The organism is Nocardia sp. NPDC056100 (assembly GCF_042266325.1).
Taxonomy (GTDB): Bacteria; Actinomycetota; Actinomycetes; order Mycobacteriales; family Mycobacteriaceae; genus Nocardia.
On the sequence record NZ_JBHJVY010000002.1, the window covers coordinates 379,645 to 405,101 of the forward strand.

At 64.1% G+C, this 25,457-nt stretch carries 23 protein-coding genes; 2 read left to right on the forward strand and 21 right to left on the reverse strand.

The features are described from left to right. Window positions 1-21: 21 nt before the first annotated feature. From ACFC0O_RS13350 to ACFC0O_RS13410, 13 genes are all read right to left on the reverse strand, one after another. The gene (locus tag ACFC0O_RS13350) at window positions 22-1,842 is read right to left on the reverse strand and encodes an ABC transporter ATP-binding protein/permease (protein ID WP_375960708.1); all 1,821 of its coding nucleotides are present in this window, start codon (window positions 1,840-1,842) and stop codon (window positions 22-24) included. Between the two features lie 212 nt (window positions 1,843-2,054). Beyond that, window positions 2,055-2,702, reverse strand: a complete 648-nt coding sequence (locus ACFC0O_RS13355; RefSeq protein ID WP_375957116.1) for a hypothetical protein — start codon at window positions 2,700-2,702, stop codon at window positions 2,055-2,057. A gap of 15 nt (window positions 2,703-2,717) precedes the next feature. Beyond that, window positions 2,718-8,117 (reverse strand): DUF6531 domain-containing protein, encoded by a 5,400-nt coding sequence (locus ACFC0O_RS13360; protein WP_375957119.1) that lies wholly within the window; start codon window positions 8,115-8,117, stop codon window positions 2,718-2,720. Between the two features lie 265 nt (window positions 8,118-8,382). Next, window positions 8,383-8,994 carry a TetR/AcrR family transcriptional regulator gene (locus ACFC0O_RS13365; RefSeq protein WP_375957122.1) on the reverse strand — a complete coding sequence of 204 codons (612 nt, stop codon included), beginning with the start codon at window positions 8,992-8,994 and terminating at the stop codon, window positions 8,383-8,385. 92 nt (window positions 8,995-9,086) lie between these two features. Next, the gene (locus tag ACFC0O_RS13370; RefSeq protein ID WP_375957125.1) at window positions 9,087-10,088 is read right to left on the reverse strand and encodes an NADP-dependent oxidoreductase; all 1,002 of its coding nucleotides are present in this window, start codon (window positions 10,086-10,088) and stop codon (window positions 9,087-9,089) included. Between the two features lie 41 nt (window positions 10,089-10,129). After that, the gene (locus ACFC0O_RS13375) at window positions 10,130-11,353 is read right to left on the reverse strand and encodes an acyl-CoA dehydrogenase family protein (protein WP_375957128.1); all 1,224 of its coding nucleotides are present in this window, start codon (window positions 11,351-11,353) and stop codon (window positions 10,130-10,132) included. 41 nt (window positions 11,354-11,394) lie between these two features. Beyond that, window positions 11,395-12,504: an acyl-CoA dehydrogenase family protein gene (locus ACFC0O_RS13380; protein WP_375957131.1), complete on the reverse strand. Its 1,110-nt coding sequence runs from the start codon at window positions 12,502-12,504 to the stop codon at window positions 11,395-11,397. After that, window positions 12,501-13,694 (reverse strand): acyl-CoA dehydrogenase family protein, encoded by a 1,194-nt coding sequence (locus tag ACFC0O_RS13385; RefSeq protein ID WP_375957134.1) that lies wholly within the window; start codon window positions 13,692-13,694, stop codon window positions 12,501-12,503. The genes ACFC0O_RS13380 and ACFC0O_RS13385 overlap by 4 nt, the downstream gene beginning before the upstream one ends. Continuing rightward, entirely contained in the window at window positions 13,691-14,722 is a 1,032-nt protein-coding gene (locus ACFC0O_RS13390) for a phosphotransferase family protein (protein ID WP_375957137.1), read from the reverse strand. Before ACFC0O_RS13390 ends, ACFC0O_RS13385 begins: the two co-directional genes overlap by 4 nt. Beyond that, window positions 14,722-15,174: a MaoC family dehydratase gene (locus ACFC0O_RS13395; RefSeq protein WP_375957140.1), complete on the reverse strand. Its 453-nt coding sequence runs from the start codon at window positions 15,172-15,174 to the stop codon at window positions 14,722-14,724. Before ACFC0O_RS13395 ends, ACFC0O_RS13390 begins: the two co-directional genes overlap by 1 nt. Before the next feature lie 20 nt (window positions 15,175-15,194). After that, the gene (gene fabG, locus ACFC0O_RS13400; RefSeq protein WP_375957143.1) at window positions 15,195-15,956 is read right to left on the reverse strand and encodes a 3-oxoacyl-ACP reductase FabG; all 762 of its coding nucleotides are present in this window, start codon (window positions 15,954-15,956) and stop codon (window positions 15,195-15,197) included. 52 nt (window positions 15,957-16,008) lie between these two features. Next, complete coding sequence (locus ACFC0O_RS13405) at window positions 16,009-16,761, reverse strand: SDR family oxidoreductase (protein ID WP_364647814.1); 753 nt, start codon at window positions 16,759-16,761, stop codon at window positions 16,009-16,011. A gap of 245 nt (window positions 16,762-17,006) precedes the next feature. Then, window positions 17,007-17,831: an SDR family oxidoreductase gene (locus ACFC0O_RS13410; RefSeq protein ID WP_375957146.1), complete on the reverse strand. Its 825-nt coding sequence runs from the start codon at window positions 17,829-17,831 to the stop codon at window positions 17,007-17,009. A 239-nt stretch (window positions 17,832-18,070) separates the two neighbouring features. On the opposite strand from ACFC0O_RS13410, the gene ACFC0O_RS13415 reads away from it, so the two are divergent. Next, complete coding sequence (locus ACFC0O_RS13415) at window positions 18,071-19,006, forward strand: alpha/beta fold hydrolase (protein ID WP_375957149.1); 936 nt, start codon at window positions 18,071-18,073, stop codon at window positions 19,004-19,006. Here ACFC0O_RS13415 and ACFC0O_RS13420 read toward each other — a convergent pair. From ACFC0O_RS13420 to ACFC0O_RS13430, 3 genes are all read right to left on the reverse strand, one after another. Next, window positions 18,999-19,655, reverse strand: coding sequence for a TetR/AcrR family transcriptional regulator (locus ACFC0O_RS13420; RefSeq protein ID WP_375960710.1), 657 nt, complete (start codon window positions 19,653-19,655; stop codon window positions 18,999-19,001). The two genes, ACFC0O_RS13415 and ACFC0O_RS13420, sit on opposite strands and share 8 nt — an antisense overlap. Window positions 19,656-19,740: 85 nt before the next feature. Continuing rightward, complete coding sequence (locus tag ACFC0O_RS13425) at window positions 19,741-20,082, reverse strand: DUF5713 family protein (RefSeq protein ID WP_375957152.1); 342 nt, start codon at window positions 20,080-20,082, stop codon at window positions 19,741-19,743. Window positions 20,083-20,130: 48 nt separating this feature from the next. Further along, entirely contained in the window at window positions 20,131-20,697 is a 567-nt protein-coding gene (locus ACFC0O_RS13430) for a TetR/AcrR family transcriptional regulator (protein WP_375957155.1), read from the reverse strand. A 116-nt stretch (window positions 20,698-20,813) separates the two neighbouring features. Here ACFC0O_RS13430 and ACFC0O_RS13435 point away from each other — a divergent pair, with 116 nt between their 5' ends. Continuing rightward, entirely contained in the window at window positions 20,814-21,842 is a 1,029-nt protein-coding gene (locus ACFC0O_RS13435; protein WP_375957157.1) for an aldo/keto reductase, read from the forward strand. A 6-nt stretch (window positions 21,843-21,848) separates the two neighbouring features. Here the strand turns inward: ACFC0O_RS13435 and ACFC0O_RS13440 are convergent, their stop codons facing one another. The 5 genes from ACFC0O_RS13440 to ACFC0O_RS13460 form a co-directional block, all read right to left on the reverse strand. Beyond that, window positions 21,849-22,238: a hypothetical protein gene (locus tag ACFC0O_RS13440; protein WP_375957160.1), complete on the reverse strand. Its 390-nt coding sequence runs from the start codon at window positions 22,236-22,238 to the stop codon at window positions 21,849-21,851. Window positions 22,239-22,412: 174 nt separating this feature from the next. Then, the gene (locus ACFC0O_RS13445) at window positions 22,413-22,769 is read right to left on the reverse strand and encodes a DoxX family protein (protein WP_375957163.1); all 357 of its coding nucleotides are present in this window, start codon (window positions 22,767-22,769) and stop codon (window positions 22,413-22,415) included. A gap of 175 nt (window positions 22,770-22,944) precedes the next feature. Continuing rightward, window positions 22,945-23,625, reverse strand: a complete 681-nt coding sequence (locus tag ACFC0O_RS13450) for a hypothetical protein (protein WP_375957165.1) — start codon at window positions 23,623-23,625, stop codon at window positions 22,945-22,947. 80 nt (window positions 23,626-23,705) lie between these two features. Further along, entirely contained in the window at window positions 23,706-24,497 is a 792-nt protein-coding gene (locus ACFC0O_RS13455; RefSeq protein WP_375957167.1) for a hypothetical protein, read from the reverse strand. A gap of 25 nt (window positions 24,498-24,522) precedes the next feature. After that, window positions 24,523-25,431, reverse strand: a complete 909-nt coding sequence (locus ACFC0O_RS13460; RefSeq protein ID WP_375957170.1) for an SDR family NAD(P)-dependent oxidoreductase — start codon at window positions 25,429-25,431, stop codon at window positions 24,523-24,525. Window positions 25,432-25,457: the final 26 nt, after the last annotated feature.

Here is a 25,457-nt window from a genome sequence, read left to right on the forward strand (position 1 = left end):
TGGCTCGGGGGCCGGTGCGGATCATGTCGTGGACGTTGCCCGATACGACCATTCGCCGCCGCGGGTGAGTTCGAGGGTGGCGGTGTGGTGTTGGTCGACGGTGCGGCGGTGGGCGGTGCTGATCAGGATGAGGTCGGGGAGTTCGGTGCGGATCAGCGCGTAGAGGGCGAATTCCAGGCCCTCGTCCACCGCCGAGGTCGCCTCGTCCAGGAATGCCGCGCTCGGGCGGATCAGGAGGATGCGGGCGAAGGCCAGGCGCTGTTGTTCACCGGTCGAGAGAATGTTTGCCCAGTCGGCGCTTTCGTCCAGGCGATCGGTGAGATGGCCGAGTTGCACTTTGGTCAGTGCGGAGCGCAACTCGGCGTCCGTGGCACCGTCCGGTGGGGCGGGATAGGTGATGGCCGTGCGCAGATCACCGAGCGGCAGATAGGGCAGTTGGGAGATGAACAGCGTGCCGGGGGTTTCCGGTTTGCCGACGATACCGGTTGTGTAAGGCCACATTTCGGCCAGTGCGCGCAACAGGGTGGTCTTGCCGGTGCCGGAGAGTCCGCGCACCACCACCGCGTCGCCCGCGGTCAGCAGCAGGTTCAGATCCTGGACCAGAATCTCGCCGTCGGGTCGGTAGACGTGCACCGCGCTCAGTTCCACCGAGTGCTCCAGCGCTCGCGCTTCGATCCGGGGCAACTCGCGCGATCGCGCATCCGCGTCGAGTAGTCCCTCGAGCCGGAGCAGTGTCGCGCGGAACGACGCGAAGCTGCTGTAGCTGTTGCGGAAGAACGATAGTGAGCTCTGGATCTGCCCGAATGCCGTACCTGTCTGCTGGACATCGCCGAGAGTCAGCTTGCCGGAGAAGAATTGGGAGGCCTGTAGGAGCCACGGCAGTACCGAGGCTGTTTCGGTGGCGGCCTGGTTCCAGCCGATGAAGCGGGTGGTGAAGTACACCAGACGGCGATAGACGCGCAGCACCTCGGCGAAAAGTGCGCGCAGGGAGTGCCTTTCGGACTCCTCTCCCCGATAGAACGCGACGCGTTCGGCATTGTCGCGCAGCCGGACCAGCGCGTAGCGGAAGTTCGCTGTCGCGGCTTGATAGTCGAACCCGAGTTGGATCAACGGGCGGCCGATGCGGAAGGCGATCGTCGTCGCGACGATCACGTACGCGAAGACGAGAAAAACCATGGCCCTGGGGATTTCGAGTCCGGCGATGCTCAGCGGCTGGGACAGGTCCCACAGTATTCGGGTGAACGACACCACTGACACCACCGCGGTGACCGCTCCCAGTGAGAGTGAGCGCGCCCCGGAGATCATGTCCCCGACATCCTGCTGAATACGCTGATCAGGGTTATCGATGGGCGCGTCGATAAACCGTCCCCGGTAGTACGCCTGATGGTCGATCCACGCCCCACTCATGCGCTCGGTCAACCAGTCACGCCAACCGATCTCGAAGATCTGGCCGAGATAGAAATCCAGCTGAGTACGAATCACCTCGATCACCGCGAGGACAGCGAACACCATCAGCGAATGCCAGAACGCGTGTTCGGCGGCGTCCAGCGCACCGCCGTCTCCGCCGCCGATCGCCGCCGCCGCGTCCTGCAGCGAGGAGAACATATCGTTGCCCTGATAGGACAACAGCACCTTCACCCGCACCGACAACACCGCACTCAACAGCAGCACCCCGATGAACGGAAGAGTGCGCAGCGCTTCGGGACCGGTGAAGTACGCACCCGTCACCGCGCGAAAATGCCTGCCCCACTGCGTCATCCGCAGCAGCAACACCGCGACCACCAGGAATACGACCGCCGTGATCGCGACTGTCACCAACAGCCACTGCGCCGACGTGACCATCTCGTCGCTCCAGTCGCGCGACGCGTTCACAGCGGCCTCCGATCACATCCGGGCATATCCCAAGGCAGTCGAAAATCCGCTCGCTGAGGTGAGCGACAGCCAACAATAGCCGCTACCTGCGCAAATCCCGCCGAACCCGGAACGTGGTCACCTATGTGACTTCAAGTCGGGGGTGTTTGTGAGGAGATTTGGGATGAGACCCGTTGCTACGGTCAGTCTTCGGTGTCGACCGTGTCCCAGCCGGAAACCTCCGCCACCGCTAAGGTTGCGGCCGCGATATCATCGCGAGCAATCTGGCATGTTGTGCGAAGGCTGTCGAGAAACTCACTCGACAATTCAGCTCCGTTGGCAATCTCCCGCATAATCGCGGTCTGCGCATCCTGCTCCATTTGCTGAAGGGGCCCCGGAGGTGGCCCCGATTCGCCAGCGCTGACAATCACTGCACGGCTTCCGCCCAGTTTGAAATCAAAGCTACTCAGCAACGTTTCCAGAGTTTGTCCTGACAATTCGGCGCGCGCTGGACTCGGAGAGAGATACACCGCAATCGCGTTCACCGCCAGCATCGCGGACTGCAAAGCCGAAAATTCCCGACTGTCAGGATCATCGCCTTCGTCGTCCTCGGACGATCCTGCTCGCGTTTCGAATTCGTCGATTACCTCGACCAATTCGTCCTCGGCCGCTTCGCCCACAGCAGCTCTCCATGCCAGTTCGAGGATACGTGAGTACCATTCGCGGTCGGCGCTGGAAGCTACTGTGCGAAAGATCCCACTTCCGCGTTCCGCGCACGCCAACGCAAAGATGCTGAGCGCCTGCGCGTCTGCAGACTGCAGCGATCGATAAACCTCGACGTTGCGAGCCATTCGCTTGTTCCTCTCCTACTTGGTCCAGAAGATTGTATAGGCCGAGTTCTGTGCCGAGTGACCGCGGATACCGACACCGCCGATTTCTATGCCGTTTCCATCGATCATCGGCAAGCAAATATCGAGACAGAAATTTCTGGAGGCAGCACCATAAACGGCAACCTCGTTAGGCCCCAGGGAATTGATAATTCCCTCTTCGGCATGGCCGGGCGCTTGAACAAACTGTTCTCCCGGCTTCAGAACCCAATTCGCTGGCATGGATCCCGAGCCATTTATTCCGATGCGTACGACAAATTGCCTGGTTACGGTATCGAACACGCCTATAACCGCTGTGGTGCCCTTTTGGTCGGCCATAAAATAATCGTTTCGTGTGGACTGCAGTTCTTCTGCACGGTTCAACGCGAGTAACGCATCGTCTTGCGTACCCGGACTGCATGGTGTCAATCCAAGTGGATCGAGCCAAGTCAGAGGGTTGTGCGGGTAGGTGTTCGGATTGGGAGCAGGTGCAAGGCCCAGCGGATCCTGGGTCAGAAATCGGCCGGTGACAGGGTCGTAGGTGCGGAAGAAGTTGTAGTGCAGACCTGTTTCAGGGTCTTCGATCTGACCAGGAAATCGTAGGGGCGTGGCGGCTTCGCCCCGCCACACGGTCAGCCCCCACAAGAGAGTGGATGCCCGTGCTACCGACTGGGCTGTGGTGGGGTCGATCAGCTCGACTGGACTTCCGACGAGGTCGGTGACGATGGCATAGAACTGTCGGTCGATCGCACTTTGATCAGATTGGGTCAGCGGTGTGTACGTGCCCGGCTGATAGTGCCAACGTGTCGTGGTTTGGCTGGTGACCTGTTCGGTGAGATGGGTGCCATCCCAGGTGTAGTCGACCTGTTCGAGGACGGTTCCATCGGTCGCGAGATGCTGTCTGCTGATGCGACGGCCGAAGGCATCGTAGGTGTAGTGCCACCATTGACGGCCAGGTGTCCAAACATCTGTGAGCTGGTCGAGGCTGTTGTACCGGTAGTGCCAGACGTCCGCCTTTCGGGAGATGCGAGTCGTGACCTTGCGGATGAGGCGGCCCGAGGCATCGTAGGTGTACTGGGTGCGCCCATCGCGGATCAGGAGGTTTCCGCGGAACTCGTTGCGGCGGGGCGCTTCTGGCGTTCTTGCCGCGTCGAACTCGGCAACAACAGTTGCGGCAGTGGCCGACGAATCGAGGGCAGAACTCTGGTCGCCGACGATGTTGCCCAGCGCATCGTAGGTATATCGTTCAGCGTCGGTACCGGTACCGGTGAGCGAAGTCACCCGGCCCAGCGAGTCCAGCTCGTAGTCGCGCTGGATCGCCGCCGTGTTGCTGTACCGGGTTGCATGACGGGTGACATATCCGTCTGAACGCCAAGTGTATTCGTCTGAACGAAGCTGCTCCGGGGCAATGCGGGGGGCGGAGTCGAAGCCCAGATTGAGTAGTCGCACCGGGTTGGCGAGAACATCTTTACGAACTACGCGACCAACGTGGTCGTAAATGCTGTCCACGGCTACTTCGCCCAACTGCCATCGGGCGAGGCGACCAGTAGGGTCGTAGGTGAAGTTGATGTCGTGGCCATCTGCGGATAGACCGCTGGTCCGGCCTGAATAGTCGTAATACCAACGGGTTTCGGCACCAGATGGGGTTGTGCGGCGGACACGACGGCCTAGGACGTCATGGTCGAACCTCATAGCGGGCTGGTCGTCGAGCTGCTGGGACGCTAGTTGCCCAGTGAGTGTGTAGGTGAATTCGAGTGTATGGGAGAGATTTTCGCTGTGGCCATTGGTGGCCCTGAGTAGTCGGCCGGATGTGTCGTGGGTGTACTCGATCCAGTCACCCGCATCTGTCGTGATGGTCGTCAGGCGACCGAGAACGTCATGGCCGTGATAGCGGGTAACGCCCGTGGCTGGGGTTATCGAGATGGTGCGCCCGGCCGAGTCGCGTTCGTAGCAGGTTGTGGCGCCGGCGAAGTCGGTCTCCAAGGCAAGGCGGCCAGCGGAGTCGTATGTGTAGTGCCAGGTTTCGCCGTTCGGGTTGGTGACGGCGGACAGGCGACGCTCGGTGTCCCAGGTGTAAGTCGTGACAGCACCATTGGGGTCGATGCGGCTGGCCAGGAGGTCGAACGCACCATAGGTGGATCGGGTGGTGCTGCCTGCCGGGTTGGTATGGGTGAGGACGTTGCCTTCGCCGTCATAGGTCCAGCGGTCACCTTTGCCATCTGCGGTGATGCGCTGTAGGAGTTGACTATTGGACGACCAGCGGTAGTGGATTTGCTCGCCAATGGCATCGGTTACACGGATGGTGCGACCGAAATCGTCGTGTTCGACTGTGGTTTCGGCCCCGAGAGGATCGATGGCCCGAATCGGCAGACCAGCGGAGTTGACCGTGATCTGGGTGGTCGCGCCATTCGGCTCGGTGATCGTCGCGATCGCTCCACACCGATGGTAGGAGTAGGCAGTACGTGCTCCCGACGGATCAACAACGGCGATGAGGTTCCCGTTGGTGTCCCATTCGCGAATTCGGACTGTGCCATCGGCGTCGGTGATCCGGCTGGGACGGTGGCCAGCGTGGTATTCCATTTCGACGTGCCGTCCGTCGGGACGCGTTATCCGGGCAATATCACCGTGCTCGGTGTAGCTATAAAGCGTGGTAGCACCGTCGGGCGCCACGACTCGAACCGGCCGGCGATCTACGCCGTAGGCGACGGTGGTGCGATAGCCAAGCGGATCCACCAGCTCGCATAGTCGTAATGTGCTGTCGAAGCGAAAGGTGGTGCGAGCGCCGAGGGAATCGGTATGGATGGTGACGCTTCCGGACCCGTCTTCGGCAGGCAGATAGTCGAATTCGGCGTTGAGCACACCCGATGGCCCGAGCTGGCGGACTACCTGACCTGACTCGTCATAGCCGTTGGCCAGATGATTGCCATTGGAGTCGGTCCACGACACCATACGATGGTCGTCGTAGGCGTAGCTGGTGGTTGCGCCCGCCGCATTGGTGACCCTCACCAGTTGTCCTGCGGCATAACCGAACTCTTTGACCAAGACGAAAGACTCACCATCGGCGACCGCCAAGCCGGTGACGCGACCGTCCGCAGTGGCGACACGCACTCGGTATCCGCCGCTGTGCGTGATCTCCGTAGGGTTGCCATCGATGTCATAGTCGAAGTGCACGTGGTTGCCGTGTCGGTCGCTGATTGCTGCAATTGCGTATGTACCGAGTTGGCTATCGACCCCGGCATGCCCCGTAGCAGGCGCGAAGTACCAGGTCCGTTCTTGTTCGGGATCCCACACGTTGTAAACCCCCGCGTCGGTCCGAGTCAAAGTCCAACGCAGTAGACCGGTGAGGGGAATTACCGGCGCATTGGTAACCGGGTGCGGGTAGGCCAGCAGCACACCATCTTCCCCGATGAAGCTGACTCCCTGGGCGCTCACGACCAGACGCATATCCAGGGTCGCCGACCACGACGGGCCGAACCAGCGGCCGAAGCGGTAGTTCGAGCGGTGGCGGCGCTTCAGTACCAGCGCGAGTACACCGGGCAGCGAGAGATCGGTTTCCGGCAGCAAGAATTCGCCGGTCGCCACATCGACGGGATCGCCGCATTCTTGGGTGTGTTCGGGGGTGCGACCGTTTTCTGCCGACTTCTCGTGCGCTGCATCGAAGGCGGCTCCGTCGTGGGTTTTGGCCGAAGGATCGATCGCTCCTTCGATGGACCCTGAGTCGTGCCCGCCCGGCGAGTTGTCAGCGGCCTCTCGTACATCATGCTCGGACTCGTTGGGGGCCTTCTCATCTTGGCGTCCGGGCTCTGGTTCACCGGTCGTGGATGGCTTGTCGGCACTGGGGGACACACGCTCCACAGGCGGCGCCGAGGCTTGCGTATCAGCCATGGGGCGTTCGCTCGGTGCAGGTCGGTCATGTTGTCCGGCTGTGATATTCGACGGACGATCACCTGGCGTTGCGGGGGCGCCAGCGCGAGAAGGCGCTCGGTCGCCAGGGGCAGGCTGGCCTGTCGGAGCCGAATCGCGAGGTGCCATCGTCCGGTCGGAGGGCGTAACGGACGGGCTGCGCTCGCCTGTCGGTGCGCTCCGTGCAGCGCTGTCCGCCGGAGCCGTGCTTTGGGTTCGGTCACCCGACACCGCTGCCTTGCCGTGGTCGGCGGTAGCGGTGTCGACCCGCGTTGGTGAATTCGCAGCTCCAGTGTGGGTCTCCGCAGCGTCGGCTCGAGGATCAGGTACTCCTGAGCGTGTCTCGGTGGATGCGGGTGTCGCTGCAGATTGTTTCGGCCCGTCGACTACATGCGACGGCCGCGACTCCTCGCGAATATTGGTCGGCTCGTTGCTGTGGGAACCACCGGGTGTATCCCTAGCCTCGGCAGGGGCACCCTCGCCATGGACGGACGCGGTCGATTTAGCTGTGTCCGGACTGTGGCTGGTATCGAGGGTCACCACATCAGGCTTGCCCCCCGAGGGGTGTGGGGAAGTGCCCTCGGGCAGATGCGTCGTACCACCGGGCTTGGCGGCCGCGCGCACACCATGCGCCGCGCCGAGCCCGAAACCCGCGGCGAGCATCGCCGGATTCAGGGTCGTGTTGACTTTGCTCCAGTCGAGGTTGCCATGCACCAATTGGTCGCCTACTTGCCAGGCGATATCGGTGCCGTACATGCCGAAACCACCTGCCAGACCAGACAATCCGCCGCCGAGGAAACCGCGGCTGGCAGGGGAAAGGGGAGTATGGCCCAGAATCTTGGTGAAGCCTGGAGCGACACCCCTGGCAACCGCACCGCCGACGCCCCACTCCAACGCAGTGCGGGCAGCTTGGGCGGGGTCGATGCTGTTGCGGTGGTCGGCCAGCACCTGATAGCCCTGGATACCCAGGTCCAGGGCCAAGCCCTGCGCACCGACCTTGAGGCCGGTGATGGCGATGTCTTTCAGGTATACCTTTGCGGCGTTGCGCAATCCGGCTTTGGCCATCTGCATCGCAAGTTGGCGGGCACCCTGCTCAGCCGCCAGTGAGATAGCTTCACGCCCGGCCGCGATTGCCGCCGGCACCGCCGCCGATCCCCACGGCCATGCTGCGATCAACGCGTACACGCTATAGGCGGTGAGCGCAGCGAATCCAGCCTCCATGATCTTGGTGTACTCGACTTCGGTACCCGCCTCCCGGGTCCGCTCGCCGAGGTCCTCGAGACCTTTGACCAGGGTGTATAGCGAGTGATCGCCGCTGTCAAAGAGTTTGGCGAACTCCGCGAGTGCCTTTTCCGAACCTTCGCCAGAGTAGAACTGCTGGGTCGAATCGGTGGCCGCCTTCACATCCGGTATCAGACCCTCGAGCTCCTTGGCCGCCGCCTTCCACGCATCACCTAGGGCCCATAGATCGTCCTCATCACCGTCGGGATAGGACATCCCGAAATTCAGCAAGGTTAGAATCCACGACGGAATCCACTCCCATGTCGATGTAATCGCTGACATCTGTCAAACCCCCACATTCACCACTGCCCGCGATTAGCCAAATGCATTGGCGCGTAAGGGCTTTCAGGCACGCCGTCATCTTGCTGGCCCATACCCCCCGAAGAGCCTGGCTGATCATGGCACAGCACTTGGAACTTCTGAAAACCTAGCGTGCCTAAACATGCCCCGCAAACCGGGATCGGGCAGCGACTACGGTGTACTACCGCTTGTCCGGATGGCGCGCGCCGACGATGCGCAGGGCCAGGTCGACGTAGTAGTCGCCGAGGTCTTCGGGGGTCCAGGGGCCGTTGTCGTGGTACCAGCGGGCGATGTCGATGCCGAGGGACAGGATGGCTACGGCGGCCATGTGGGGGTTGGGGTTGTCGAAGGAGCCGTCGGTGACGCCGCGTTCGATGAGGGTGCGGACTTCGGTGTCGATGGTGTGGCGGATGTCTTTGATCTCGCGCTGATGCTCGGGGGACAGGGCGGCGAGTTCGTAGTTGATGACGCGGGCGACGGTGTGGGCGCGGGCGTGGTGGATGGCGAAGTCGCGCATCAGGGTGATGAGTTGTTCGGTGGGGTCGGGGGAGGAGGCGATGGCGGATTGGACGCGTTCGAGGGTGTCCTGGTGGCCGACGCGCGAAATCTGGTAGAGGAGTTCCTCTTTGGAGCGATGGTGCACGTAGATGGCGGCGGTGCTCAGGCCCGCGATGGAGGTGACGTCTCGGGTGGTGGAGCCGTGGAAGCCGCGTTCGGCGAAGGCGATGACGGCGGCATCGATCAGCCGGGCGCGAGTGTCGTCCGCGCGTGAGCGGTCGGCTGGTTCGGTCACCTGGCCAGTCTCCCATCGGTCGGACCGTGACATGTCAGCAGGCATGTGCTGGGGAGCGTCCCCCGGCATGGTAGGCGGGGGACGCTCCGCGTTCAGAGCGCCAAGACGAGCTTGCCGGTGTTCGCGCCGCTGAACAGCATGTTCAGGGTGTCACCGAACTGGGCGATACCGCCCTCGACGACGTGTTCGCGGCTCTTGATGCGACCCTCGGCGATCCACTGCGCCAGTTGCGCACCGGCTTCGGCATACCGGTCGGCGTAGTCGAAGACCACGAATCCGATCATCGACGCGCGGAAGACCAGCAGAGACATATAGCGCGAGGGTCCCGGCGGCGGCTTCTCCTCGTTGTAGGCCGAGATCGCCCCGCACAGCACCACGCGTGCGCCGCGGCGCAGGTTGGCCAGTGCGGCATCGAGGATCTCACCGCCGACATTGTCGAAGTAGATGTCGATGCCCTTGGGGGCGGCTTCGCGTATCTGCCGCAGCACATTTCCCGCGCGGTAGTCGATGGCGGCGTCGAAACCCAGTTCCTCGGTGAGCATTCGGCATTTCTCGGCACCGCCCGCGATACCGATCACGGTGGCGCCCTTGGCTTTCGCGATCTGCCCGGCGATGCTGCCGACCGCACCCGCGGCCGCCGACACCAGTACGACGTCGCCCTCTTTCAGCTTCCCGACCTCGAGCAGGCCGAAATACGCTGTCATACCGGGCATTCCGAGCGTGCCCAGCCAGGTGGGGCCCGACGCCACGTTCAAGTCGACCTTCTGCACGCCTCGGCCGTCGCTGACCGCGTACTCGGTGACACCGAAGGTGCCGCTGACCGTATCGCCGACCGCATAGTCCGGATGCGTGGACTCGATGACGGTGGCGATATCGAGCGCGCGCATCACCTCACCGATCCCGACGGGCGGCAGGTATGAGCGCACATCGTTGAGCCAGCCGCGCATGGCCGGATCCAGGGAGATGAAGTTGATCTTCACCAGAATCTGGCCCGCTTCCAGGGCGGGGAGTTCGGTCGTCACCACGTTCCAGGTGTCCGCGGTGGTCAGCCCGGTCGGCCGTTCGGCCAGCAGCACCTGCTGGGTTTTCGTCATGCGGGACTCCTTCTCGAATAGGTCGAATTCACTTGGGCGCGTCAGCCTTTCCGGCCCCAGGAGGGATCGCGGCGTCGCAGTTCACGCTGGGCGATGGTGCGCTTGTGTACCTCGTCCGGCCCGTCGGCCAGCCGCAGCGTGCGCACGTGGGCGTACATGGCGGCCAGCGGGAAGTCCCCGGACACGCCACCGCCGCCGTGCACCTGAATGGCGCGGTCGATCACCTTGAGCGCCATCTCCGGCGCGGCGACCTTGATGGCGGCGATCTCGGTGCGCGCGTTCTTGTTTCCGACGGTGTCCATCAGATACGCGGCCTTGAGTGTGAGCAGCCGGACCATCTCGATCTCGATACGGGATTCGGCGATCCAGTCTTGGATATTGGCCCGATCCGCCACCGGCGCACCGAAAGTCGTGCGGGACTGCGCCCGATCGATCATCAGATCCAGCGCCCGCTCGGCCATGCCGATGGCCCGCATGCAGTGGTGGATGCGGCCCGGGCCCAGGCGGGCCTGGCTGATCATGAATCCGTCGCCTTCCCCGGCCAGCAGCGCGGTGGTGGGCACCCGGACGTTGTCGAAGATGACTTCGGCATGCCCTTCGCGGTCCTGGTAGCCGAATACGGTCAGCCCGCGCACCACAGTCACCCCGGGGGTATCGATCGGGACCACCATCATGGACTGCTGGCGATGGGTTGCCGCCTCGACATCGGTCTTGCCCATCACGATGAGCACCTTGCAGTTGCGGTGTAATGCGTTGGAGGTCCACCACTTACGGCCATTGAGCACGTACTCGTCGCCGTCACGATCCATCCGCAACTGGATGTTGGTGGCATCGGAGCTCGCGACCGCGGGTTCGGTCATGGCGAACGCCGAGCGGATATCCCCGGCGAGCAGGGGAGCGAGCCATTCGCGCTTGTGCTCCTCGGTGCCGAACAGCGTCAGCACCTCCATATTGCCGGTGTCCGGCGCACTGCAATTGGTGGCCTCGGGCGCGAGATGCGCACTGCGGCCCATGATCTCGGCCAGCGGTGCGTATTCGGAATTGGTCAGCCCCGCACCGAGTTCGGGATGCGGATGGAACAGATTCCACAGCCCGCGCTTGCGCGCCTCGGTCTTGAGCTCTTCGAGGATCGGCGGTTGATAGTGCGGGTCACCGGATTCGGTCATCTGAGCTTCGAAGATCGGCTCGGCCGGATAGACGTGCTCATCCATGAAGGCGAGCAGATCGTCCCGGTACCGCAGGGCCTTGCCCGAGAGTTCGAACATCGCTACTCCTGATCGTCGTTTACGTTGCGGCACATGCGGTGTCAGTCCCGTCCGAGTGGCAGGTCGATCAGCTCGGCCAGCACCGATCGGTGGTAGGCGGGGTTGCCCAGCCCGATCTGATCGGCCTTGGCGCGCTTGAGATACAGATGAGCCGGATATTCCCAGGTCATGCCGATCCCGCCGTGCAGCTGCACCGCTTCCTCGGCGGCATGTACCGCGATCTCACCGCAGTACGCCGCCGCCACAGCACCGGCGATCGCGGCGTCGGGATCATTCTCGGCCAGCGCCCCGGCGGCATATCGGGCTGCCGCACTGGCGGATTCGAGTTCGACATACAGATCGGCGAGCCGGTGCTTGAGCGCCTGGAAGCCGCCGACCACGCGCCCGAACTGCCGCCGCACCTTCAGGTACTGCACGGTGGTGTCCAGGCACCAGGCCGCGAGACCGACCTGCTCGGACGCCAGCAGTGCCGCACCGGTCGCCAAACCCACACGCAGCGCGGGCAATCCGGCTCCGGCCGCAACGACGACCTGCCCGGGTGCGGAATCGACGGTGATATCGGCCAGGGGGCGAGTCATGTCGAGGGAGATCACCGGTTCGACTGATGCCAGCGAGGTTTCGATGGCATGCACCTCGGTGCCCTGCGGTGTCTGCACCGCCGCCAGCAGCACATCGGAATCGAGCGCTCCGGCCACACTTGTCACCCGCCCCGACAGCCTGCCCTCGGCATCCTTGACGAGGGCAGGAATCTGCTCGACGGTCGCCGCCGAGAACGGTGCCAGCAGCGCTGCGGTGCGTTCACCCGAGGCGAGTTGACCCACGAGTTCGGAATCGCCCGCGAGCAGCACGGTCGCCGCGATCACGCTGCTGGTCAGGAAAGGCACCGGAGCCACATAACGCCCCAACTCCTCCAGCACCACTGCGGCATCGCGCGCCGAACCGCCTGCGCCGCCACGGTTCTCGGGAATCAGCAACCCGGCCAACCCCAATTCCGCGGTGATCGTCTTCCACAGCGAACGCGACAGCGATCGATCTCCGGCATAGGCCGCCAGCACCGCCGTCGAATCACACCGGTCATTCAGCAGACTCCGCACCGCACCGCGCAGCGCCGTCTCGACATCGGTGTCGAGCAGCAGGATGTCCTCGCTCATCGGATCAGGTCCTTCCAGGCGATGTCCTTGTCCGCGCGCGCTTCACCGGGCAGCCCGAGCACCCGTTCGGAGACGATATTGCGCATGATCTCCGACGTTCCGCCCTCGATCGAATTGCCTTTGGCCCGCAGATAGCGGTAGCCCGCGTCCCGGCCCGCGAAATCGACGCGGTCGGGGCGCACCATGGTCCAGTCCTCGTAGCGCAGGCCGTCCTCGCCGAGCAGTTCGAGTTCTAATCCGCTGAGCTGCTGGTTGATTCGAGCGAACGAGAGTTTCAGGGCCGAGGTCTCCGGACCCGGCTGCCCGCCCGCAACGCGCTGGCGCAGCCGGGTGGCGGCCAGACGGGCGGCCTCGGACTCCACCCACAGGCGCAGCAGTCGATCATGCAGGTCGGGGGTGTGCTTCTCCGCGTGCGCGCGCCAGGTGCGGGTCACCGCGCCGAGGATGCCGCTCTCGCGCGGCACCGGGCGGCCGCCGATGGACACGCGCTCATTGTTGAGGGTGGTGTTGGCCACCCGCCAGCCCTCACCCTCCTGGCCGAGCCGGTTCGCGTCCGGAATGCGCACATCGGTGAGGAAGACTTCATTGAATTCGGCCTCACCGGTGAGTTGCCGCAGCGGCCGCACGTCCACGCCCGGATCGGTCATATCGCAGATGAAATACGACAGCCCAGCGTGTTTCGAGCGATTCGGATCGGTGCGCGCCACCAGGATCGCGCGCTGCGCCTTATGCGCGACCGAGGTCCAGACCTTCTGTCCGTTGACAATCCAGTCATCGCCGTCGCGCACCGCGCGGGTGCTCACGGCCGCCAGATCAGATCCGGCACCGGGTTCGCTGAACAGCTGGCACCAGATCTCCTCCCCGGCCCAGAGCGGGCGCAGATAGCGTTGCCGCTGTTCGGGAGTGCCGTAGGCCAGGATGGTCGGTGCGGCCATACCGAGGCCGATGCCATTGAGTTCGGGATTGTTGCCCGGTGAACCGGCCTGCTCGAACAGGGCATCGACGAAAGGCTGCAATTCGCGATCCAGGCCGAGCCCGCCCACGCCTTCGGGGTAGTACACCCACGCCAGCCCCGCATCGAAGCGGGCGCGGTGGAAGGTCACCGGATCGGTGGTGGCCGGATCATTGTCGGCGAGCAAGGCGGCTACGCGCCGGCGCAGATCCTCGCGTACCGCTTCGGGATTGGTCATCTGTTCTCTCCGAGCGCGGTGATCCCGGCACGCAGCAGCGGGTCCACCATGTCTCCCATATTGTCGAAACCCGCGCCCACGGTCTGACCGTGGATATAGCGGTAGTGAATGCCCTCGGCGATCACCGCGAGCTTGAACGAGGCCAGCGCGACATAGAACCCGATATGCGATAGGTCCAGGCCCGCGCGCTGGGCGTAGCGATCCAGCATGTCCGATTCGCTCAGGAACCCCGGTGCCGCAGCGACATCGGTGACGCCGGGAATGCGATGCGTGCCCATCCGCTGATAGACCAGCAGCAGCCCGATATCGGTGAGCGGGTCACCCAGGGTCGCCATCTCCCAATCGAGCACTGCCGCAACATGATCGCTCGCATCGACCAGCACATTGTCCAGGCGGTAGTCCCCGTGCACGATCCGCGCGGGTGATTGCGGCGGTTGCGATGCGGCGAGCAGCTCATGGAGCTCGACGGCTGAGGGCAGCTCCCGCGAGTACGAAGCGTCGAGCTGCTTCTTCCAGCGCCGCACCTGCCGTTCCAGAAAGCCCTCGGGTCGCCCGAAATCGGTCAGGCCGACCGTGGCCGGATCGACCGAATGCAATGCGGCGAGCGTATCGATCAAACCGGCCGAGATCACGGCTGTGCGCTCGGGGCCCAGCGCTTCCAGCTCGCGTGCCCTGCGATACGGCGTCCCGGCCACCAATTCCATCAAATAGAAAGGCGCACCGATGATCTCGGTGTCCTCGCACAGTGCGTAGGTATCGGGCACCGGCACATCGGTCTCGGCCAGCGCGCTGATCACCCGGTGTTCGCGGGTCATATCGTGCGCGGTCGCCAGCACATGGCCCAGTGGCGGGCGGCGCAGCACGAATGATGTTGTGCCATCGGTGATCGCATAGGTGAGATTGGATTTACCACCCGCGATCAGATGACCCTGCAACGGCCCCTTGGCCAGATCCGGCCGATGGGTGGCCAGCCAGTCGGTGAGCCGGTCGAGATCCAAACCGGGGAGCGAGGTTTCGGCTGAACTCATCACGGCACCAGGACCGCGACGCTCTCGACCACGCAGGCCGGTTTGCTCACGCCCTCGATCTCCACGGTCACCTTGCTGACCGCCTGGAAGCCCAGGCTCGCCGGGGTGAGCGAGATCAGCTCGACGCCCGCGCGCACCCGCGAACCCACCGGGACCGGTGCGGGAAAGCGAACCTTGTTGGCGCCGTAGTTGACTCCCATCGACAGACCCTCGACGGTGTAGACCTCCCCGGCCAGCATCGGCAGCAGCGATAGCGTCAGGAATCCGTGCGCCACCGTGGTGCCGAACGGCCCTGCGGCCGCTCGCTCGGGGTCGACGTGGATCCACTGGTGATCCCCGGTCGCATCGGCGAAGAGGTTGATCCGCTCCTGGGTGATGGTGTGCCAGTCGCTGTACCCGAGATGGGTGCCGACCGCCTTCTCCAATTCGCCCAGGCCATCGAAAGTCTTCATCGCTTGCGGTCCTTCCCGATTCAGTTCTTGGGTCCGCCGGCCACGTAGATCACCTGGCCGGAGACGAAGCCCGCTCCCTCGCTCACGAAGAAGGAGGCGGTATGCGCGATATCCTCGGGCTGTCCGGCGCGTGCGACCGGAATCGTCGCCACCACAGCCTTTTTGAAGTCCTCGAACGGCACGCCCACGCGTGCGGCGGTGGCCGCGGTCATATCGGTTTCGATGAAACCCGGGGCGATGGCGTTCGCGGTGACACCGAACTTGCCCAGCTCGAACGCGAGGGTCTTGGTGAAGCCCTGCAAACCCGCTTTGGCCGCAGCGTAATTCGCCTGACCGCGGTTACCGAGCGCCGAGGTGCTCGACAGGTTGACGATGCGTCCCCACTTCTGATCGATCATGTGGGACTGCACCGCGCGCGACATCAGGAACGACCCCCGCAGGTGCACGTTCATGACGGTGTCCCAGTCGTCGACGGACATCTTGAACAGCAGATTGTCGCGCAGCACGCCCGCGTTGTTGACCAGAACGGTCGGCGCTCCCAGCTCGGTGGCCACGCGCTCGACGGCCTGGGCGACCGCGGTCTCGTCGGAGACGTCCGCGCCGACGGCGAGCGCACGGCCACCGGCGGCGACGATCTCGTCCACGACTGTCTTGCAAGCGTTTTCGTCCAGATCCAGGACGGCCACGGCCAGGCCGTCATCGGCCAGGCGACGGGCCACGGCCGCGCCGATACCGCGCGCGGCTCCGGTGACGATCGCGATCCGCTGGGTCGGTGTGCTCATGCTTTTCTCTCCTCGAGTGAGTGTGCAGGGGGAAAGGGAGTGTTCAGGGGATTCAGACGCCGCCGGTCAGCGTGACGCCGCCGTCGACGACCACCAGCTGTCCGGTGAGCCAGCTCGCGTCCTGCGACAGCAGGAACGCCACCACGCCGCCGATATCCTCGGGGACGCCGAGTCGCTTGAGCGGATAGTTCGCGGCCACTTCGGCTTCGTGGCCTTCGTAGAGCGCGCTGGCGAATTTGGTTTTGACCACGGCCGGGGCGACGGCGTTGACCCGGATATCGGGACCGAGCTCGACCGCGAGCTCCTGGGTGATGTGGGTGAGCATCGCCTTGCTGGCACCGTAGAAGCCGATGCCCGGGGCGGGCTTGGTGCCCGCGACCGAGGAGATGTTCACGACCGCACCGCCGTGCTCATGCATCCAGCCCTTGTAGATCTGCTGCACCCACGACAGCGCGGCCAGGCAATTCACCTCGACGATCTTGCGGGCCGCGGCCAGATCGAGTTCGACCATCGGGCCGAAGACCGGATTGATGCCGGTGTTGTTGACCAGCAGATCGGCGCTGCCGAAGGTCTCGATGGCGCGCGCGACGGTATCGGCCTGATGGGCGATGTCATCGGACTTGCCCGCGACGGCCAGCGCATGGGCCGGGCCGCCGAGGCTCGCGACCGCCTCGTCGAGCGCCTCCTGCTTGCGCGCGGTGATCACGACCTTCGCACCCTCGTCCACCAGGCGCTGAGCGATGCCCAGACCGATGCCCCGGCTCGCGCCGGTCACGATCGCCGTTTTGCCGTCGAATCTGTTCACAGAGTGGTCCCTTCGGAGGTCGGGCGATCCGGACCGGGTGGTGGTGCACCCGCCGCGCGTCGTCAGCGCCACCGACTCGGAGTCGATTACTAAGCGCTTGGTAAGTCATGAAAACCATGCGTGACGCAGGCCTCACGGGTCAAGGGTGTGCGGTGCGGTCCGTGCTGTGACTCGCGACACATGGATGCCAGCGTAGCGCGCCCACCAGCGGTGATATCCGGTATATCGAATCCGGATTCAGGTTTTCAGGAGGTGGCGCTATCCAGTAGGCGCTGCTGGTACTGGCGCATACCGGACAGCCAGCGGTCGTAGTCGCCGCCCTTGCGGCGGTACATGTCCAGCACCTCGGGGTGCGGCAGGATCAGGAATCGCTCGTCATCGATCGCCGCGAGGACGATCTCGGCGACCTCGTCCGGGGTGAGCACCGCACCGGCCGAAGTCACCGCGCGGGTCGCGGCCGCACCGAGCGCGTCGCCGGAATTCTCGCCCGCGCGCAGCAGCGCGGTCTCCACGCCCATCGGGCACAGACAGCTGACCCGGATGCCGCGATCGCCGTAGGTCACCGACAGCCATTCGGCGAAGCCGACGGCCGCGTGTTTGGTGACCGAGTATGCGGCGGAACCGATTTGGGTGAGCAGACCGGCCGCCGAGGCGGTGCTGACGAAGTAGCCTTCGCCGCGGTCGAGCCAGCCGGGCAGCAGCAGGCGCGCGGCGCGCACATGGGCTTGGAGGTTGACATCGATCGTGGTCGCCCAGGCCGCGTCGTCGTCACCGATGCCGACGGGTCCGGCGACACCGGCGTTGGCGAAGTAGAAGTCGACCGGGCCGAATTCGGCTTCGGCGCGGGCGATCAGTGCTTCGATCTGCGCGATATCGGAGACGTCGGAGCCCATGGCGATGGCCGATTTCGGATGGCTCTCGTTGATGGCGGCGGCCACGCTCGCCGCGGCGTCGGCATCGAGATCGGCGATCACGACCCGTGCCCCCTCGCGTACCAGCCGTGCGGCCAGCGCACCGCCGATTCCCCCGCCGCCACCGGTAACCACCGCGATCTTTCCCGCGACCTGCACGAGTACTCCTCTGTCGAGTCGGATGCTCGAATCCGGTACTGGATTCGAGTCGATGATCTCGTCTGTCTACTCGCCCGCGCGTCCGCGTTCAAGAGTCCCGGGATGGGGGAGTGGCAAGGATCGGGATCGAAAGCTTTGTGACACAGAGGGATTCATCCCGTAGTTGAACTCGGCGTCAATTTTGCATAGCGTGAGTCCCACTCCGGACCCCTGGCTCAGACGCGAGATGAAGGACAACCGTGACCGCACGAGATCTACTCCAGGACTGGCAAGGGCTCGGCAGCGCCCAGGTGGCGACCAATGGCATCGAACTGCGGGTCGTCGAGCACGGTGGCGGTGTGCCGGTGGTGTTCTGCCACGGGTTCCCCGAACTTGGATTCTCTTGGCGGCACCAGGTTTTCGCGCTCGCCGACGCGGGATTTCGCACGCTGACCCCGGATATGCGCGGCTACGGCGGGAGTTCGCGGCCCGAGCGGATCGAGGAGTACGACCTTCTGACCGTGTGCGCGGATCTGGTCGGGCTGCTCGATGCCCGCGGTATCGAGGACGCGATCTTCGTCGGCCACGATTGGGGCGCGTCGGTGGTGTGGCAGCTGGCGCGGGCGTATCCCGATCGCGTGCGTGCGGTCGCCGGTTTGAGCGTTCCGGCCACACCCCGCTCGTCCGGGCCGCCGGTGCCTATTCTGAGATCGCGGCTCGGTGACGAGTTCTACATGGTCTGGTTCCAAGAGCCCGGTGTCGCGGATAAGGTCCTCGCGTCGGACGTGCGGCGCGCCCTGTTGCAAGACGAGGTGCTCAGCGCACGCACGTTCCTCGATACCGACTCCGCCGAGCCGCCGCTGCCGCCGTGGCTCACTCCCGCCGAATTCGATTACTACGTCGAGACTTTCACGAAGACGGGGTTCACCGGCGGGCTCAACTACTATCGCAATCTCGACCGCAGCTGGGAACGCACCGAGCATCTCGCCGATACCAAAGTCACCCAGCCGTCGCTGTTCATCGCGGGCTCTGCCGATCCGGTCATCCAATTCACGCCGTTGGCGAAAATGTCTGCGGTACTGACGGATCTGCGTGGCTCGATCATTCTCGAGGGCGCGGGCCACTGGATTCAGCAGCAGCGCCCGACCGAAGTGAACGCGGCGCTGATCGATTTCGCCCGCGAAGTCTCTAACTGACCGCGTCGTCCGAAGGCGCAGTCAGTTGCAGCCCGTTGATCCACAGCTGGGTCAGCGTCGCCACCAGCTTCTCGAACGAAATGCGTTGATTCTGAACGAAAACCGTGTACGCCATCCGGCTCACCATCGCCGAGAGCGCATGCGCGGTAATCGTGGGATCGAGCTCGGCGCTGGCCTGCCCCGACTCCTGTAGCGCCCGAATCATCCGCGCGTTGCGCTGCACGAAGGCTTTGCCCCGCTCCACCCGCATCCGCCGAAAATTCTCATCGACATGCGCGACCTGTTCGAACAACGCCATCAACCGGGCATTGCGCTTGTAGGACAACAGATAATCGCGATTGGCCATCTCGATCAGCGTCCGAGCATCGGTGACCCCGCTGCGCTCGCGCAAATGCGGATGCAGCATCTCATCCTGCACCTGCTCCACCAGCGCCGCGAAAATCTCTTCCTTACTGTCGAAGTAGGTATAGAACGACCCCGACGCCATCCCCGCCGCCTTGGAAATATCCGAGATCCGGGCATCGAGATACCCGTCCCGCTCGAACACCTCCCGCGCCGCCGCGATCAACGCCCCCCGAGTCCGCACTCCCCGCCGAGTCCGCGGCCCCACCCGCCCGGATTCGCTTTCGACAGCAACGGATTCGGCCACCAATCAGCTCACAACCTGTCAATCAACGGACATTCATCGAGGTGGCAACCGTATCACCGTGATTCGGACCCGCCCGGGCTGCCGTTCACCACTCGCGAGGGGCGATCAATTCCTCCGCGTCCGCATCGGCGAACCCGTAAGCGGCGGCGACGAAGCAGAAATCCTCGGCGATCTCCTCCCGCGCGACGGTCTCGATCTCACTGCCCGCCGCGTCGAACTCCGCCTCCAAGAGATTGAACTCCTCGGTCGCGGCCCAGGTGAGGGCGTACAGAGCCGCCAGATCCGCGGGCTTGTCGGCCTCGATCCGCTCGCACAGCCGCACCAGGATCGCCGTGCCCTTATCGAGCACATGATCGGGAAAGTACGGGTCCGCATACAGCGGCTGCAAAAACGTACGAGCCATCACCTGTTGGTTCGTGATCGCCATGGCGCTCCATCCACGAGAACTGACTGTGCGTTGATCATGCAGTAGCGCTTAGGCGGGGCGCAGTCCGTCGAACATGACCGCGAGGATGCGGTCACAGGCTTCGGGTGCCGATTCGAAAGCGATGGCGATGCCGTATGCCATACGCAGGATGTCGCGCGGTGTGATCTCGCGCCGGATGTCACCGCTGTCGTGTGCCGCGGCGACGAGCTGGTTCACGGCATCGTCGAGTTGCTGCTTGCTGTCGGTGAACACCTCGGGGGCGTTGATCAGCGCGTCCCGGAGCATTACCGCGAATCCGTGGTGCTGCTGGGCGGGGATGAAATGTTCGCGCACCCAGCATTCGAGGGCCTGGCGCGGCGGCAATTGCCCGAGCAGGCGCTGCGCGCTCATCGCCAGTTCGGCGACATCGGAGCGATAGGTGGCTTCCATCAGCAGCTCCCGCGTGGGGAAGTGCCGATACAGCGTCGCGTTGCCGATTCCGGCGCGGCGGGCGATGACATCCAACGGCACATCCGGACCGACTTCGGTGAAAGCGTCCCGCGCGGCGTCGAGGATCCGGTCGTAATTGCGCCGTGCGTCCGCGCGGACCGGTCGGCCCTTCGCCGTCTCGACCACGTGTTTCCTCCCGGCTGGCGGCCCCGTCGTTGCTAAACGGGGACTCTCCCCATATATTAGCAAGGGAGAAACGGGGACTCTCCCCACTTATCCGGGAGATCGACAAGGAGATCGCCATGCACTACCGCCCGCTCGGCCGCTCCGGCATCCACGTGAGCCCTTACGCGCTCGGCGCGATGAATTTCGGGGCCATGGGCAACACCGATCACGACGCGGTGACCGCGATCATCCACCGGGCCCTCGATGCCGGAATCAATCTGATCGACACCGCGGACGTCTATTCGGTTGGCGAATCGGAAGAGATTGTCGGAAAAGCGATCAAGGGCCGGCGCGATGAGGTCGTGCTGGCCACGAAGTTCTCCAACCCGATGAGCTACGCCCCCAATCAGCGGGGCGGTTCACGACGCTGGATCATCACCGCGGTGGAGAACTCGTTGCGCCGCTTGGACACCGACTACATCGACCTGTACCAGTACCACTACCCCGACGACTCCACCGACATCGAGGAAACCCTGTCCGCGCTCACCGATCTGGTGCGCAGTGGCAAGGTCCGCACGATCGGCACCTCCAAACAGCCCGCGCACGGAATCGTCGAAGCGCAGTGGGCTTCGGAGCGAAAAGGCTTGGAGCGCTTTCGATGTGAACAACCGCACTACTCGATCCTCAACCGCGAGATCGAACGCGACCTGCTACCCACCACCCAGCGTTACGGCATGGGCACCATCGCGTGGAGCCCGCTGGCTCAGGGCCTGCTCACCGGCCGGGTACGCAAGGGACAGCCCTCGACCCTCAACCGCAGCGGCCACTACTTCGAACACCTCGCCGACGAGCGCCGCATCGACGCCGTCGAACAGCTCATCCCGATCGCGGACCAGGCCGGAATCTCATTGACACACATGGCAATGGCATTCGTGGTCGCCCATCCCGGCGTCACCTCCGCCTTGCTGGGCCCACGCACCCTCGAACAACTCGACGACCTGCTCGCGGGTGCGGAAGTCACACTCACCGATGAGACCCTCGACCGGATCGACGCCGTCGTCGCGCCCGGAACCGGGGTCGGGAAACTCCAAATGGGTTACGTCCCGTCCGTTCTCACCACATCGGGCCTGCGTCGCCGCTCCCCGGATGACCGCGCGGCCGCCTGACAGGGCTTACTGCCGAGTCGAACTCCATCCACTGGAGAGCGTGGACACGAGTAGCACCGTTTCCATCAGAACCTGGCGGGGCGCATCGGCCAGGGGTGCGCTCCACGCGACGATGAAGAGGACGACCAGGAGACACAGCGTCGCGATCGCGCCGACTCTGCTGCGCATCGTCACAGGTTTGCGCACGGCGGCCGGTGCGCCCGCGTCCCGCACGAACGAAACGAAAAGCATTGCTACAGCACCGAACAGCGCCAAGCCGCACATCACCTTCGCGGCCATGTCGGCTACATCGCCGGTGCTCAACAATCTGGCCGTTCCGGCGACGAACAGACCGACGCAAACGACGGTGACAGCCAGCTTGATCTGTGAATACCGTTTCGGCTGAACGGATGTCATTGCCGATCCCCCTTGTCCTCGGCGCTAACCGACCGGACCATACACAATGCGCGGCAACCGGTTCGTGCTTGCCGCCGCCGAGCGGCGCGCAGGTGATACTTCAGTGAACATTTGCGTCCCCAACCGATTGTGTCCCTTGATGAATCGGCAGTGGAGTGCTCGCCCCGAATCGCCTCACCACGCCCCGTGGTAGCTCACGCCCAATACGAGCACAGCGATTGCGGTGGCCAGGAACACGATTCCGCCGACGATGTTGCGAGAGCCCACTCGCAGATGCGCGGCGATAGCACCGATGAAGTACAGCACCAAGCCGATCGCCGCCAGCGTTCCGAGGATCGGCACGGCGAGCCCTGCCAACAGGCCCACCGCGCCCGCGGCCAGCAAGGTGCCGAGCACGGGCACGTACTTCCGGGGGATCCCCTTCATATCCGCTTGGGTTTTGGGGTAGTCGTGGCCGATCAGATACGTGACGGCGGCGGCACCGTTGAAAAGCACACCGAGAATGGTGACCGTAACGAAGGCGATAAACACGTTCTCTCCGAACATCTCAGCTGATAATTCAGCGCCGCTGTCGGTATCGATTCGTGTCCCGTAAACGGTCGAGATCCTCTAACGGGCACCTGCCGTGACAGTACAACATCGCGGTCACCCGTCTCATCGGTTGTACCGCACCTGCGCCGGCGTGCACTTCCGCATCGCACAATGCTCAAGCCACGAGTTCGATGATCGCGCGCGGCTGCCAGGGCAGGGGGCCGCTCGGGAAGGTGAATTGCACCAGGCGGTGCGTTGCGGCTGCTTCGAAATGGCAGGTGAACGGTGGGAGGAAGCCCGAGACCACTTTGTCCAGCAGGGTATTGATATGGCTGAAGCTGGGTCGCAGGTTCACCTGCCAAACGTCCATCGAGCCCGCGGGCACCGTGATGGTCATGCGCTTGTCGACCTTCACCTCGAGCGGCCAGGAGATCGAGAAGGCAAGCCACAGATCGTGTTTGGATTTCGCGCCGCGCCGGAAATCGAGTCCGCGCAGCAGGGTCAATCCGCCCAGCAGTGGCATGACACCGCGTGGGAACGGGGCGAGTGTGCCGCCGAACTGAATGTGTTGTGTGTCAAGGAAATAGCCTTCTTCTCGCGAGACCGTGCGGCCTTGGTAGTAGGAGGCGGCCTGGTAGCTTTCGGCCTCGATGAAGCCTTCGGATCGGCGGATACGTTGTTCGACCTTGGCACTGTAAGCGTCGTCGGAACCGACCTCGAGCGAGGAGATGTAGCAGTCATCGTCGTGGTCGACGACGCAGGTGATCGGATGTCCCGCAGCACTTTCGGTGAGCCGAATCCGATAGTGCGATCTCTCGCCGTCGGTGATGCCGGGGTCGCGGAATGGGCTGGCCATGGCAGTCCTTGTCGTCGGGACCGGGCCGCGAGGCCCGGTCCAGCCATTCGCATGATGGCAGGGGTGAACAACGAGCGGAGTTACCGCTCGGCAGCCCCGACTCGGCTGATGTCAGCCGCATGGTCCTTCGCCCATTGCACTGTGCACCAGGCGATCATGTAGGTCGCCCACGTCACCGGACCGATTCCCGGAATGTAGAACGAGATGAAGCCGTTGGCGGCGTTGAACGGTCCGTACAGCGTGGTCACGCCGAGGATGGCCGGGAATTGCGTCAGCACTCCCAGCACCGCGAGCCAGCTCAGCCACGTGGGGAACACACCCGCGCGACGGCCGATAACCGCGACGGCGATGATGTTGGGAATCCACAGCGGACCCAGCATCCCGCCCGCCGCGAACGCCTGCACATGCAAGACGTGCAGCAGGTCATCAGAGATGTGCCCGTAGAGCACAATCGGCGCGGCCGCGAAGCTGACATACATGAGAATCGCTGTGACGAAAGCGATGTCGCTCACGATCGCGATCCACGACAGAACGTGGTTCTTGCTGGTGTCGATACTCCAGAAGTACGAGGCGGTCGCGCCGACCATGGCCAGGAACAGGATGGCGGCGGTGCCGATGACGATCATCCCGATCTTGCCCACGAGCTGATATTTGCGATACAGCTCGACAGTGCCCTGTACGTCCCAGCTTTCGGGAAAGACGTAGGCGATGATCAGTGCGGCGGCGATGCCGCCGATGACCAGCGTAATGGCGATCAGCGCGTAAACGAGCCGTGCGGCAGAGGGTTTGGCCAGCCACGATGCGAGTCGGTGGAGCACAGCGGCGAACCACGAGGACGATGAGCGAGGCGGGATGACGGCGGTGTGAGACATCGAAGTTTCCTTGATCCGTGGCGGGCTATCGGCTCTGACGGTTGGCCGGGGACGAAGGCAGATACTTGACCGCCTTTCGGGCCGTACCTTCGGCGAGCTGCATCGTGGGAATGGCACAGATTCGCCGCAGCAGACCGGGTGAGATCCGGTGCAGCACCCACGCCGCGGTGGCGTCGAAGTTGACCGGCACGATGGCGAGATCGAAGCGGATCGCCAGTTGCACCGCGCGCGCCACCAGATCCGGCGAGGCCAATCCGAAGCGATCCTGGATCGACTGGAAATCCGCGCGCACCGATTCGGTGGTGTCCGCGTCGGAGGTGACCAGGGTCGCGTGGGTGGCCAACTGGGTCCGGGTGGCGCCGGGACAGATGGCGCTGACACCGATGTTCTTGGGGCCCAGCTCGGTTCGCAACGACTCGGTGATCATCAGCGCGGCGGCTTTGGAGGTGGAGTACGAGACCGCGACGCGGTTGGGAGTCCACGCGGCCCCCGAGACGATGACGACGATATGGCCGGGTCGCCCGCTGGCCAGCATCCTCGATCCCACGATCTTGCTGCCGTGAATGACGCCGTAGACGTTGATGGACATGACGCGGTCCCAATCCTGCGGCGTCTGATCCATGAACGCGCCGCCGACCGCGATGCCCGCGTTGTTCACCAGGATGTCGGGGACACCGAATCGGGCGATGATCTCGTCGGTGAGCGTCTCCCACCGAGCGGGGTCACGCACATCTAGTTCGTATGCGTGACAGTCACCTTCGGCGAGAGTGGTCGTCTCCTTGGCCGCGGGCAGGTCGATATCGGTGGCGATCACAATGTCGCCCGCAGCGGCCTGGCGCAGTGCGATCGCGCGGCCGATGCCGCTACCCGCGCCGGTCACCAACACCACCCGGCCGCGCTTGTTCGCTACCGGTCCGGTAAATGGAAGTCTCATCATTGAGTCCAATCGGTTGTCGATCA